Here is a 12,831-nt window from a genome sequence, read left to right on the forward strand (position 1 = left end):
CCCATGTCGGACCAGGCGCGCTCGACCGTCGGGCAGCGTCAGATTGGCCGTGCTGGCCAGAAACGCGCCAACCTCGATCTCGATCGCCCTGGCAAGCAGGTCCCGCGCGCCCGCTCGAACGATATCGGTCAGTGGATCATCAACCGCGGACGGCTGACGGAAAGCAAGAACATTGGTAGTCTCGGTCATGGCGTATCGCTCTCCTCAAGAGGTTCTGGCAGGCTCGTCACCCGCCTCGATACGCCGCCTTCCTCACACCGTCATCACCCAGATTCCGCCATAGCTCGTGATCCGACCCGCATAGTCCCAGAGAAGCCAACTTAACGCTTGATGTTGATGCAGCCGCATGACTTGTGACGCAACTAGCGCCATAAGGGCTAGAACGAACCACCATATTAACGGTTGCGTAATGGAGCGATTATTCGCGCGCTCTTTAGAATTGCCGGAGGAGCGTTCTTCCATGCTCGCCTGTAGATTACCTGCGGCTTGAACCTAAGACAGTTGGAACGAAGCGTCCATGCCGGTATCGTTGGTTGTCCGCCTCTGATGACCGCTTAGGGTCAAAAGCAGCAGTGGGCGCCAAGCTGTATCGGCGTCCGGTTTGCCCTGACAGCCGACATGACACGCGCTCAATTGACCTTCGGCTAAGGGCCATAAGCGAGCGCGGCAAAACATGCCAGCGCATGCTCCGGCAAATGCTATTGGTCCACGCCTGGGCGGGGTTAACGCTGCGCCGGCGAGCCAGAAAGTCCTTGACGCAACAGAACACCACGGATTTGGATCGGTCGGAAGACCTTGATTGGACGATGGACGGAGCCGACCCGTGGGATTTTTGCTGAGAATTATGCTCGTAACCGCTCTCGTGAACCTTGCTCCAGCCGTGGCCCAGGCGCCGAAGAAAGCCGTCGCTTCTCCTGCCTTGCAGAAGGAATTCGATGGCTTCATCGAGAAGTTTCGCGCGGCGCTGAGGACAAACGATTCCGCCGCCGTCGCCGGTATGACACGATTGCCGTTCATGAACGACAGCGCAATTCGCGACGCCGCGCAATTTCGCGCCAAGACCTATCCGACCTCGTTCACGCCGAAAAATCGCGCGTGTATCCAGCGCGGCAAGGCCGTCTACGATCGCGATCAAGAGAACAATGACAATTACTTCGTCTTCTGCGGCGAGCTCATCTTCGTCTTTACCAAGACGCCGGCGGGATTCCTTTTTACGGACGTCGGCGCGAATGACTGATCAGGCAACAATGCTATCCACTGCCGTCGGACGTATGATCGGTCGCGTCGCTCAGCGATATATTGGATACAGCAACCTAGGCGATGGGCCGACTCATCAACGGAAAGACTCGCCGCGAGCACAACGAGTCGGCTCAGCCCCCCATTAACGGACATGCATACGGACAGCGGCGACTTCGCCTTCGGGTCACACCCGGAAGAACTCGAGCTGAGAATATCAAGTCTGCTTCACCCCCAAGGAGCGGACATCTAGCGGACATGCCGGGTCGACCGCTTGGGGCCACAAGCGGACCATCTGACCCAAATTACGAACAGAAGAAGAGCCCAGCTGTGGTGGGCTAGGCTCTCGTTCAGCGATTGATGGCCGCCTCAACAACCATCCTTACGGCGACATCGGGTTCAGGATCATTTGATTTCCCAGGACGTGTTGTGCGGGATGTCCATCGCAAAATAATCGCCAGAGCCAGCCAGCGCAGGCATAGCTATGCACGCAAATGGTTCGCTTCCGGTGATGCCCTTATACTTACCGGTGCCGCCGGTGATGATATGCGTTCCACAATCCATCTTCGGCTGGACCTTGTCGAGGTCTCGAGTATCGAAGGTCGAGAAAATCTTGTCGCCGTCGCTGTCGGCGAGCACGCAGGCGCCGTCAATGTATTTCTTGTCTCCGGACGCGACGTTCAGCGCCAGGCAGCGTGCTGACATCTTGTCCAGCATCTTCTCTCCCTTCATGTTTTGAGTGGTCCCGACCGCCTCCAGCGTAGTGGCCTTGCCGAGTTCGGCGGTGTCAATGCTCATCAAGGGCCGAAAAATAAAGTGCGTCACATAAGGAGTAGTCCCCTTCTTTTCGATCGGCTCTCCCGCGACAGCCGCGGGGGCAAAGGACACGAGCGCTGCAGCAAAAGCCGTTGCTTTGGTGAGTCTTATCGCTGCGATGACTGTGGGGGCTATGCGCACGTTGATGGAGTTCATGAGTGCCTCCTTAGATCAAGCGGCGGTTCAGGTCTCCGCCGTGAACTGCCGCGAGTTGAAATCGACCTGCGTATGCTTTCTCCTGTCAAATCGAGTTTGCACGCCGGCGCCGAGCGTCAACGTGATGATGCTTTCTTGATGCTTCGCCTTGGACTGACGAAGTATGTGGGGATGGTGGCTCCAATCATCGGTTTTGACCTCAATACAAGGCTCGACCGAACGACCTGGAATATTGGCATAATAGCGTGGAACGCGGCGAACGTCAGCGTCATGCCCGGAATACGCAGCGCGCACTGTCAGCTGTCCTGACCGAATGCGCTGTGAAAAACGCAATTCTCCGGTTGTTCGGATGTCGCTCGGGGCACATGGGGCAGCGACTCTGTGCCGCTCTTCATGCTTTGCGTCGTTCCGCTTGCAACTCAGGAGCTGAGCATTGAGTCTCGTCGATTTCCACGGCCACCAATATCCGTAATGTCCGCTTCGGGGTCACGAGGGGTCGTTCGCTCTGAGCGCGGGAATGCCGACTAACGGCCAAGAACGGACATCCCACTTCGAAACCTGCTACTGCAGCGTCCGCTTGAAGAAGGCGACGATGTCGCGATCGAAGCGCTCATGAAACGCAGGGCGGTCGAAGCCTGGCTTGCTCGTGCAGATTGCAGGCATGCGGGTTGCCAGGTCCGCGGAGCACGGCTTCAGAAAGTCGTAGTGCCCGGCGTCAGCGACGACGTGCGTCTCGGGTGGCGTCGGCAAAGCGAGCCGAACGGCTTCCGCATAATAGGGGTGTGGTAGCACTTGATCATCCTCGGCCCGCCAGAGCTGTACCGGCTGGAGGACAGCCGCCAGACCGTTGGTCCCGAAGGCAAAACCGAGAGCGGGCGCGGCGGAGACCACCGCCTTGATTCGCGGATCGTGGGTCCAGACGATATTGGTATCCGGCAGCAACGGGTGCTCTGCCATGATCTGACAGTCTTCGAAGGCGGGATGCGCCTTGCAGTGACTCGGAAGGGTCCGAAGGTCCGGCTCGCCGCCGGCGGCCGCTAGCACCGTCAAGCCGCCAGCCGAGAAGCCGAACGCGCCAACGCGATTGGCATCGATGCGCCCGTGGTTGCTCCACGCGCCCAGCATGTAATCCGTGAGCAGCTTCAATTGCCGTGGCCGTTCCCAGATTTCGGTAGGACGGCTTTGGTCGCGCCAGCTATCGCCATTATGCGTAAGAGCGGCGACGACGAACCCTGCATTGGCCAGGGCCGTGGCGGTGTCGAGGTGCCCGGCATAGGAACCTCCGTGACCGTGCGATATGACCACCAGCGGAAGACCGGTGCCCTCAACCGGCGCGTCGCGGGCGACCATCTGTTGATCAGTCTCGACCGCCTCCAGCTTCGGGGTCATCGTGGTCGGATACCAGACGCCCACCTCGACAGGTGGGCCTTGCGGATCGTCGATGCTGAAATGCCGGAACCCGACCGCGGCGTCGGCCCGGCCGGCGATGACTGCGATGAGTACGGCGAAAAAATATGCAATCGTGTAGCGCATGGGAACCTCTCGGCCATTGGGGCGCCAAGGATCCAGCAAACGGCACCGGCCTGCGCCAGCAATTGTTCGCCAACGGGCGAATGGGTTCGCCGGCGGGCAAACCGCCACTATAATGGCCTTATGAGTGAAGCGCGCCGGAGTGACTTTCTGCGGGATTGGGCCGTTGACCTCGCGATCGCGAGCGTCTGCGCCATCTTTTTCGGCCTGATCGGACCGTTTGGCAGCTATCTGAACGGACCGACCTGGCAGCGCGTGGTGTTTCAACTCGCTTGCTTCTTACCCGGAATCCTCCTTTTCGGATCGCTCATCCGGGTGGTGCTGCGGCTCCGCCTGAACCCGGCGATGACCTGGATGTCGATCTTCCTCGGCGTCGTCATCCTGAACGCGCCATTCCAGATCTGGGTCGTGTCGATCGCCGTATCGATATGGCCTTTCCTGAAAATCTTGCGACCACTCGATTGGTACTTGCAGGGGCTGATCACCGCCTTGCCGATTGTGCTGGGTTTCACCCTTCTCATGCAGGCCCGGTTACATCGCCGGCAACAGGCCAAGGAAGCCGGCGAAGCGCCGCCAACTGCTTTCGGGTTACTCGGTGCGCCACCTTCCGCGGTGCTTTGCCTGCAGATGGAGGACCACTATGTACGCGTCCATACCGCCGGCAACTCTCGCCTTGTACTGGCGACGCTCAACCAGGCGATGATGGCGCTCGAAAATGCCGATGGCCTGCAGGTACATCGCTCCTGGTGGGTCGCGAGGAAGGCGGTTGTGCGGGCCGTTACCGAGGGCCGCAATCTGCGACTGCAGCTCGTCAATGGAATCACGGCCCCCGTCGCCCGGTCAGCCGTCGCCATTGTGCGGGAGGCGGGCTGGTTGACGAACGAGAGTTCGACGGCCTTGCCCACTGCCCAGACCAACGTTTAAGCTGATTTCCTGGAGCGGTTCCCTGATCTGATGCTGAGATTTTCTTAGGATTACTCAACCGACGGGGCAGGCCGTGATGGCCGAGCAAGGCCTACGAGCCGTCTATGAGTCGAACGGGTGGGAGATCGATCTTACCCAGCGTGAGTTGCGGTCCCGAGGTGTTTCCGTTCCGATCGGGAGCCGCACATTCGAGATTCTGGAGATTCTGGTTCAGTCGGGCGGCGAGCTTGTCAACAAGCGCGACCTTATCGATCGGGTGTGGCCGGTTGTGACGGTCGAAGAAAACACGCTCCATTTTCATATATCCGCCATTCGCAAGGCGCTCGGCGCCGATCGGGAGTTGTTGAAGACGGTGTCCGGCCGCGGCTATCGCCTGCTCGGCATCTGGACCGTGCGGCCAGCAACCGGACCGGGACATCCACTCTACCCGAAGGAAAGTGCATCGGCGCAGCCATTAGCGTCGACCAACCTGCCGCGGCCGGCTTCGGCGTTGATCGGTCGCACCGCCGAGGTCGAGGAAATCTCGAAGCTTGTCCGTGCCCGCCGGCTCGTCACCCTGACCGGGGCAGGGGGGATCGGCAAGACACGGCTCGCACTCGCGGTCGCCCGTGAACTGCTGCCGCATTTTCCAGAGGGCGTGTGGCTGGCCGAGTTCTCGCCGCTCGCTGATCCCAGTCTGGTTCCCATAGCGCTCGCTGTCGCGATCGGGCTCAAGTTCGGCGGAGGTGAAATTTCGACGCAGCGCGTGGCGCTGGCACTGGCGGCGCGGCGCTTGTTGGTGGTGATGGACACCTGCGAGCACGTGATCGACGCCGCGGCGAGGATGGCTGAGGGCGTGCTGCGAGCCGGATCCTCGGCTCAAATCATCGCAACCAGTCGCGAGCCGCTCCGGGCCGAGGGGGAGCAGGTCTACTGGGTGCAGCCGCTCTCGATTCCGACGGCGGACGCGGACGATCTCCTGGAATACGGCGCCGTCAGACTATTCATCGAACGTGCACGGGCAACCGAGCCAGGGGCGGTTCTGGATGGTCATCGGGCAAAGACGATCGCGGCGATTTGCCGGCGTCTTGATGGCATACCGCTCGCGATTGAAATGGCGGCGGCACGTGTCACGGCACTCGGTGTCGAAGAACTCGCCGCTCACCTTGACGATCGCTTTCAGCTGCTGACCGGAGGGCGAACGGCGCTGCCGCGGCACCAAACTCTGCGGGCGACGTTCGATTGGAGCTACGAGCTACTGACTGAGCCTGAGCTGGTGCTCCTCCGCCGGCTGGCGGTCTTCGCCGGCGCCATAGACCTGGAGGCGATCTGCGCGGTGGTAACGGGCGCCGGGATCGCTTTACCGGAAGTGGTCGACGGAATTTCCAGTCTGGTTTCGAAGTCGCTCGTTGTGGCAGAAATCGATGCCACCGCGGCGCGCTACCGCTTATTGGATACGACCCATACGTATGCCCTTGAAAAGCTCGGCGAGAGCGGGGAACGGGAACGGCTCGCACGTCGCCATGCCGAATATTACCGGGACTTGTTCGAGCGGGCTGAAGCGGAGCTGGAGATGCGCCCCACGGTCGACTGGATGGGCGACTATGGACGGCACATCGACAACCTGCGCGCGGCGCTGGGTTGGGCCTTTTCACCCGGCGGTGACGTGCAGATTGGCGCGGGGCTGACCGCGGCCGCAGTACCCCTATGCGTCCACTCGTCGTTGCTGGAGGAATGCCGTGGCCGCGTGGAGCGGGCGATCGCCGCCCTTGGGGCTGCCGTCAATGGCGACGCGCGCCTCGAGATGAAGCTGCATACCGCGCTCGGTACGACCCTGATATTTGTCACCGACGCGAAAATTCCCGCGCTCGGCGAAGCCTGGACAAAGGCGCTGGAGCTTGCAGAGAGGCTTGACGATGTCGAGCACCAATTGCGGTCGCTGCTGGGCCTGTGGTTCTTTCACCGGGTTGCCGGCCGCCTTCGCGCCTCCTTGACCGCCGCGCAACGATTCAGCGCCCTTGCGGCAAGCCGGTCAAATTCCAACGATCGGCTGATCGGTGAGCGATTGATCGGCATCTCGCAGCAATGCCTCGGCGATCAACCAAGCGCGCGGTATCACCTCGAACGCATGCTCGCGCACTATGTTCCTCCCATCCAAACGTCGCGGATCAGCCGTTTCCGGAGCAACCAGCGGGTGACCGCCGGCGCCTTTCTGGGCCGGACCCTATGGCTGCAGGGATTTCCGGATCGCGCAATGCGCGTCACCGAAACATACCTGCATGAGGCAGCTGCCAGCAGACACGTCAACTCGGTGTGTTACATCGTCGCCAACGCAGCATGCCCGATCGCGCTGTGGAGCGGCGATATGGATGTCGCAGACCATTACGTGGCAAGGCTGATCGACCTTTCGACCAGGCATTCGCTGATGCGCTATGTTGCCTTTGCCCGCAGCCATCAAGGACTGCTTGCGATCAGGCGCGGAGATACCCCCGGCGGATTGCCGCTGCTGCGGTCAGGCATCGACGAACTCGGCGACGAAGTCAACGCATCGCATCGCTATTTCCTGTTCGTTGGTGAGATGGCGGAAGGCTTGGGGCGCGTCGGGCAAGTGGGCGAAGGACTTTCGGTGGTACACGATGCGATCGCGCGTGCAGAGGAGACCGAAGAACGCTTGAGCATCGCCGAGCTGCTGCGCATCAAGGGCGAACTGCTGCTGTTGCAAGGTGCGCCCGGCGCCGCGGCGACGGCCGAGGATCAGTTTTACCAGGCGTTGAAGTGGGCGAGCCTGCAAGGCGCTCTGTCCTGGGAACTACGCGCCGCCACAAGCTTGGCACAGTTGTTTCGCGATCAGGACCGACCGGCTGACGCGAAGGCGCTGCTACAACCGATTTACGACCGGTTTATCGAAGGTCTCGACACCGCCGACCTTAAGCGGGCAAGAGGTCTCTTGCGTGATCTCAGTTAAACCAATCTCCGTTCTCTAGGGGAGCGCAGGTCGGTGCCACCGCCAGGCCCAGCATGTTCACTCCCATCAGCCCAAACGAGATGAGCACTGCTGGCTTGCGGCGATAAGGTCGCGAAGCGATGTAGACAGCAAATATGGAGAACAGACGAAGTCGTAGATTGCATAGGACGCCGGAGGGCGATCCAGGGTCGGCACCGGGCTGATCTGTGCTAGGCTTCTTCAACGCATGGTTGGTTTTGGCGGAGGCGATTGTGAGGCGACGTGAGTTCATCACGCTCCTCGGGGGCGCGGCGGCAATCCGACCACTCGGCGCGCATGCGGAGCGTCCGCCAGAGCGCATCCTCTATTTCACATGCTCCGCCGGCTATCGGCATGATGTCATACCACTTTCTAAGGTTATCCTGACCCAGCTCGGAAGCAATTCGGGTGTCTTTGAAGTCACTGCAACGGAAGACACGTCTGAATTTTCTACCGACAACCTCGAGCGCTACGCGGCGGTGATGTTCTACACGTCAGGAGAACTTCCGATGAACGACGCGCAAAAGCGAGCTCTTCTCAACTTTGTGCGCTCGGGCCGCGGGTTCCTCGGCGTTCATTCGGCGACGGACACATTCTACACCTGGCCGGATTATCTCGATCTGGTCGGCGGCTACTTTAATGGTCATCCCTGGCATCAGGCCGTGAAGATCGAGGTGGTTGATCCTGGCGATCCCCTAGTGGCTTTTCTCGGGAATTCGTTGCAAGTCGAGGACGAGATCTACCAAATCAGCGACTTCGACTATCGTGGTTCGCGCGTGCTCCTGCGCCTCGACCCAAGCTCGGTGGACCTTGGCAAGACCGGCGTACATCAACGATTCTATGGCTGGCCTCTCACCTGGACCCGATTCTATGGCGAGGGACGAGTATTTTATTCGGCGCTAGGCCACGAGCCGTCAGTTTGGCAGGACGCCCGCTACCAGCGAATTCTCACGAACGCTATCCTGTGGTCTGTGCGAAGGTCGCCCTAGTAGACGCCGCGGCACTTCGCATTTGCGCCACCGCCGGATTCGTTGGGTGGTGTCCGTGCCAGAGGTTCGGACCGTCTTGGTCTGCGAGTTCCGCTCCGGGTCAAGATGCGAAGAACTCGGAGTGAGCAAAATCAGTCCGCTCCACCCCCCCAAGCGAACCTCGATGAAAGGTGTCGTCACTTCGCTGATGGGCCATAACCGGTCGTGAGCAGCCGCGGCAACTCTGGATCGTTATTCGATCACCTCGTCGGCGCGGGCGAGCAGCATGTCGGGCACCGTAAGACCAAGTGCCTTTGCAGTCCTTAGATTGACGACGAGGTCGAGCCGGGTCGGGAACTCAAAGGGTAAATCGGCCACGGGGGTGCCTTTGAGTATCTTGTACACATAGGTCGCAGCGCGATAATTGCATGCCCGAAGATCAATTCCATAGCTAATCAGCCCGCCCGCATCCACGAGTTCGCGGTGTCCATAAAGGGTCGGGAGCCGAGTTGCCGCTGCGGCAGCGGCGATCTGAGCCCGATCCAAGAGTAAGAAGTTCGCCTGCAGAACGATGACGACATCAACGTGCTCCGCTTTAAGCCTTCTGAACGTGGGTTCAACATCCTCGGTTCTCTGAACATCCGCACCGACGATCTTGATTTCAAGTTTCGCGGCGGTGGCGTTGATTTCGTCCCACTGCGGAGCTGCCTTGATGTCGCTCGTGTCATTTACGATTCCGACTTTTTGCGCGCCGGGAACGATTTGCCGCGCGATCTCAAGCTGCTTTGCAGGCAATCCACGCACGTAGGGCATGATGCCGGTCAGGTTGCCAGTTGGACGGCGAAGATCGTTTTCCGACAATCCAAACGCGGTCAGGTTTCCCAACGCTGCAACAACGATCGGGATGGTTGATGTTGCCTGCTTGGCGGCAAGCGCATTGGCGCTGGCGGCGGCAAATATGACATCGGGGCTGAGCTGAACCACCTCCCTCGCTACCTCTGGTAACTTCTCGGTAGACGCGGCAAGTCGGAACGCTATGTCAAAATCGCGCTCCTCGATGTATCCGAGTTCTTGCAGCCCCCTCAAGAACGATGGCCAGGCTGCGTAACCTTTGCGCTGAGCTGGCGTACCCGATCCAAATGTGCCGATAACGGGCCGTTTCCTCGGAGTCTGGGCTCGTGCGACATACGGCCACGCAATCGCTGCGCCGCCAAATAGCGTGACGAACTCGCGCCGTCTCATGTGTCCACTCCGGGCCCAGGAGAGGGAAACTTGTCGCGACAAATCATAGCACGCTGAGAGGGGCGGGGCTACTTTCGTGACGTCTGTTGGGCAGCTGTCGAGGTGTGTTTCGGGTCAGAAAGCGAAGAACTCAGAGCTAGTAAAGTCAGTCCACCTTACACCCCACCAAGCGGACCTCAATGAAAGGTGTCGCCACTTCGCGGATCGGCCAGAAGCTGACAAGTACCTCAGCTTTCCAGGAGCTGTACTCGGTCTTGCTGGTAGGAAATCCCGCGCCAGGCCCAGCATGCTCACTCCCATCAGCCCAAACGAGTTGAGCGCTGCTGGCTTGCGGCGATAAGGTCGATGCACTCCGACTTAGGCGGCTATTCCGGCACGACCAGGGCCTTGTTCGTGCGCAGCGCGCTCATCACCTTCGGATCGAGTTTGAGATGGGCTTGCACCAGTCCCGCCGGTGTTGCCGCCATCCAGGTATCGAGAGAGAAATCGATAAAGCGGTCACTTTTGAACGTCTCGAGAAATCGAAAGCTGGTCGAGCCGGTATTCTCGAGATAGTGGCCCATCGCCACCGGGACGTAACCAACGTCGCCGGCCTGCAGATTAAATGTGCGCGCCTGCCCCTGGCCGGCAAACACACCCATGCGCGCCTGTCCCTCGATGACGTAGAGCCACTCGTCTCCGTTAGGGTGCCAGTGCACCTCGCGCAATCCGCCAGGTTCGAGTTCAACCAGGGCCGCTGCGGTCGTGGTGCTGATTGGAAACAAACGGGAATCGGTGATCCGCACCGTTCCGCCCTTCGTCTTGATGGGCACCTGCTCCATCATCCGCCACGTGTAGCTCGTCTCCGACGCCTTTGCGCCCGATATGGCTTCTGATCCGAGCGGCCCCGGCAACGGGGCCAGGAAAATATAACGCTCGCTTTCATCGGGGGTGTGGCCGAACAACGAGGCAGGCACTCCGAAATTCTTGCCCAGCACATCGGTCGGTATGCGCTTGAACCAGTCGTTGAGCAGGAAGGTGTTGTCCTCGTCGAAATCGCCATCGTCGAACACGAGAAGAAATTCGCAGCCGTCGGGGCCGAGGCCCTGGATCGAGTGCGGGGTTCCGCCCGGGAAGAACCAGAGATCCCCGACGCCGACGTCATCGACGAAATAGCGTCCTTCGGAATCGACGGCCGTCACGCGAGCCGTGCCATAGAGCATGTAGGCCCACTCTGACGCCTTATGCCAATGCAGCTCACGCACACCGCCCGCGTTCAGGCGCATATTCACGCCGGCCATGGACTTGGCAATGCCCAGCTCACGCTGCGTGACCTGGCGGGTCCAGCCGCCCGGCTCAAGCCGCATATGGGCATCCGAGAACGAGAAGCGCAGGTTCGGCAAGGTGCCATGATCGGTCGACGGCGGTACCAGCAGATCCGGGTTCTGCCGATCCCGCATGAGATTGCGCGGACCGGGATCGGTGCCGCCGTGACCCGGTCGCTGTGGCTGAGGAATCGCGTCGCCCGTGGTTTGCGCGTGCGCCAGCCCAACGCTCGTTAGAAGACCTCCGGTAGCTGTCGCTGCCAACATATGGCGACGAGAAATGGAATCCATGCTCGGTTCTCCCATGATTCCAGGCTACGATGCTTCTGCGCACGACACCTGCGCCTGACGTCTCCGAGCGTCGTCCGGTGGAAGCGGTTCACACTATCAAAGCAGTACACTTCGATATTTCTCGTTAGCACGAGTTCCAGCGGCTTCCGGCAGGGCGAGCGCCAACGTTGGCACTGTCCGCCTCGATGCTTCGATAACCGTATCGGTTTTCGAACCAGGCCGTGAACCCATAGATCGGCCGAGGCGACGGCTCGCGAGAGTCCGTTAAGTTCCGGTAGCGATCAAATTCCGCATCGAACCGGAATAACGCGATGGGCTACAAGCGGACTTCGGATTCGGATCCGACCTTTTATGGTGCGATCGCTTCTACAACGATCTGTCAGCCAACCCCGCTGCGATCGACGAAAGAAGCGGGATCACTATGCGGCGCTCTATGCTCGTGCGGGTGCCATCCACGATGCCTTTAGCGGACAGTTTGCTGCCTTCACTAAAGACGGCGAGGACAACAAAGCGCTGTTCGCGAAGACTGGAAAATTGCCGATGCCGGTCTCGGCTAACGGTGGCGATCACTCCGTCGGCACATTGATGAACTCCGACTTGGCCGATGTCGCGAGCGCTGCCAAGGGTGCTGTCATAACCAATGCGGGCTTTTTGCCTAATTGTCTCCAGAACTGCTTGAGGTCAGCTTTGGGTTAAAAGCAGTCCTCGGCTGAACCGATCGGGCAGGTCAGCTATGGGCCATAACCGGACATCAACCAGCGAAGGACCGTGGGTCTCACAGCACTGGCGTACACTGCATGTCTGCTCCAACGATGAGTGGCCCGTTGTAGGCGGTTCGCAAATCAGCGATGGCGGCATCGAGTTCAAACAGACCGAAATGACTGACGATGAGCTGCTTGACCGCAGCCTCTTGGGCAACGCGCCCGACGACTGCCGGTGTTGCGTGCAAGGGAACATTCGCACCGGGCGCGATTGCAAGATGCATGATCAGGAGGTTCGCGCCCTTTGCGAATTCGACGAAGCCTGGATCGGTGCCGTTTTGGTCGGAGCTAAACACGATCGACACATTTCCGGTCTGCACGCGATAGGCCAAGGTTGGCATATTTCCATGCGGGATTTTCCGTGCCGTGACTGTTGTTCCCTCGCGCTGCAAAACCACCGATGGATCGCCTTTGACAGCGTCAATCACTCCGACATCAAGTCGAACGCCACCCGCCACAACGCGCCCTATATCGGGCCGCACGCCGCTGCCCCCGTATGAGCCGCCTAACGTCGATCCGAGCACTGGAAAGAGCTATGGCGGAATCTGGGTGATGACGGTGTGAGGAAGGCGGCGTATCGAGGCGGGTGACGAGCCTGCCAGAACCTCTCGAGGAGAGCGATACGCCATGACCGAGACTAC

At 60.1% G+C, this 12,831-nt stretch carries 11 protein-coding genes and 1 pseudogene; 5 read left to right on the forward strand and 7 right to left on the reverse strand.

The window, feature by feature from the left end; genetic code table 11:
- Window positions 1-189, reverse strand: a pseudogene (locus QJT78_RS43350) (IS256 family transposase); the annotation flags it as partial.
- Between the two features lie 634 nt (window positions 190-823).
- On the opposite strand from QJT78_RS43350, the gene QJT78_RS43355 reads away from it, so the two are divergent.
- On the forward strand, window positions 824-1,237 hold the full coding sequence (locus tag QJT78_RS43355; RefSeq protein WP_038943760.1) for a hypothetical protein: 414 nt from the start codon (window positions 824-826) through the stop codon (window positions 1,235-1,237).
- A gap of 404 nt (window positions 1,238-1,641) precedes the next feature.
- On the opposite strand, the gene QJT78_RS43360 is transcribed toward QJT78_RS43355, so the two are convergent.
- From QJT78_RS43360 to QJT78_RS43370, 3 genes are all read right to left on the reverse strand, one after another.
- Window positions 1,642-2,208: a hypothetical protein gene (locus QJT78_RS43360; protein ID WP_038943761.1), complete on the reverse strand. Its 567-nt coding sequence runs from the start codon at window positions 2,206-2,208 to the stop codon at window positions 1,642-1,644.
- A 27-nt stretch (window positions 2,209-2,235) separates the two neighbouring features.
- On the reverse strand, window positions 2,236-2,502 hold the full coding sequence (locus tag QJT78_RS43365; protein WP_162136525.1) for a hypothetical protein: 267 nt from the start codon (window positions 2,500-2,502) through the stop codon (window positions 2,236-2,238).
- Between the two features lie 267 nt (window positions 2,503-2,769).
- Window positions 2,770-3,741, reverse strand: a complete 972-nt coding sequence (locus tag QJT78_RS43370) for a prolyl oligopeptidase family serine peptidase (RefSeq protein ID WP_028153875.1) — start codon at window positions 3,739-3,741, stop codon at window positions 2,770-2,772.
- Window positions 3,742-3,861: 120 nt separating this feature from the next.
- On the opposite strand from QJT78_RS43370, the gene QJT78_RS43375 reads away from it, so the two are divergent.
- The 3 genes from QJT78_RS43375 to QJT78_RS43385 all read left to right on the forward strand — a co-directional run bounded on the left by QJT78_RS43375 (window position 3,862) and on the right by QJT78_RS43385 (window position 8,613).
- The gene (locus QJT78_RS43375) at window positions 3,862-4,662 is read left to right on the forward strand and encodes a LytTR family DNA-binding domain-containing protein (RefSeq protein ID WP_028153874.1); all 801 of its coding nucleotides are present in this window, start codon (window positions 3,862-3,864) and stop codon (window positions 4,660-4,662) included.
- Window positions 4,663-4,738: 76 nt separating this feature from the next.
- A complete protein-coding gene (locus tag QJT78_RS43380; RefSeq protein ID WP_038943763.1) occupies window positions 4,739-7,606 on the forward strand; it encodes a winged helix-turn-helix domain-containing protein in 2,868 nt (955 codons plus the stop codon).
- Between the two features lie 251 nt (window positions 7,607-7,857).
- On the forward strand, window positions 7,858-8,613 hold the full coding sequence (locus tag QJT78_RS43385) for a ThuA domain-containing protein (protein WP_240537631.1): 756 nt from the start codon (window positions 7,858-7,860) through the stop codon (window positions 8,611-8,613).
- 231 nt (window positions 8,614-8,844) lie between these two features.
- On the opposite strand, the gene QJT78_RS43390 is transcribed toward QJT78_RS43385, so the two are convergent.
- Window positions 8,845-9,834, reverse strand: coding sequence for an ABC transporter substrate-binding protein (locus tag QJT78_RS43390; RefSeq protein ID WP_038943764.1), 990 nt, complete (start codon window positions 9,832-9,834; stop codon window positions 8,845-8,847).
- A gap of 365 nt (window positions 9,835-10,199) precedes the next feature.
- A complete protein-coding gene (locus tag QJT78_RS43395) occupies window positions 10,200-11,429 on the reverse strand; it encodes a cupin domain-containing protein (RefSeq protein ID WP_028153871.1) in 1,230 nt (409 codons plus the stop codon).
- Window positions 11,430-11,780: 351 nt separating this feature from the next.
- Here QJT78_RS43395 and QJT78_RS43400 point away from each other — a divergent pair, with 351 nt between their 5' ends.
- Window positions 11,781-12,125, forward strand: coding sequence for a hypothetical protein (locus QJT78_RS43400; protein WP_038943765.1), 345 nt, complete (start codon window positions 11,781-11,783; stop codon window positions 12,123-12,125).
- Between the two features lie 79 nt (window positions 12,126-12,204).
- On the opposite strand, the gene QJT78_RS43405 is transcribed toward QJT78_RS43400, so the two are convergent.
- Window positions 12,205-12,618: an MBL fold metallo-hydrolase gene (locus QJT78_RS43405; protein WP_281460621.1), complete on the reverse strand. Its 414-nt coding sequence runs from the start codon at window positions 12,616-12,618 to the stop codon at window positions 12,205-12,207.
- Window positions 12,619-12,831: the final 213 nt, after the last annotated feature.

The sequence above is a fragment of the Bradyrhizobium sp. Mp27 genome, assembly GCF_029953005.1.
Lineage (GTDB): Bacteria > Pseudomonadota > Alphaproteobacteria > Rhizobiales > Xanthobacteraceae > Bradyrhizobium > Bradyrhizobium barranii.

Excerpts from the sequence above, each read along its gene's own strand:
- QJT78_RS43370 (WP_028153875.1), bottom strand. The coding sequence starts at position 3,741 with ATGCGCTACACGATTGCATATTTTTTCGCCGTACTCATCGCAGTCATC.
- QJT78_RS43360 (WP_038943761.1), bottom strand. The coding sequence starts at position 2,208 with ATGAACTCCATCAACGTGCGCATAGCCCCCACAGTCATCGCAGCGATA.
- QJT78_RS43375 (WP_028153874.1), top strand. The coding sequence starts at position 3,862 with ATGAGTGAAGCGCGCCGGAGTGACTTTCTGCGGGATTGGGCCGTTGAC.
- QJT78_RS43380 (WP_038943763.1), top strand. The coding sequence starts at position 4,739 with ATGGCCGAGCAAGGCCTACGAGCCGTCTATGAGTCGAACGGGTGGGAG.
- QJT78_RS43400 (WP_038943765.1), top strand. The coding sequence starts at position 11,781 with ATGGTGCGATCGCTTCTACAACGATCTGTCAGCCAACCCCGCTGCGAT.
- QJT78_RS43390 (WP_038943764.1), bottom strand. The coding sequence starts at position 9,834 with ATGAGACGGCGCGAGTTCGTCACGCTATTTGGCGGCGCAGCGATTGCG.
- QJT78_RS43395 (WP_028153871.1), bottom strand. The coding sequence starts at position 11,429 with ATGGATTCCATTTCTCGTCGCCATATGTTGGCAGCGACAGCTACCGGA.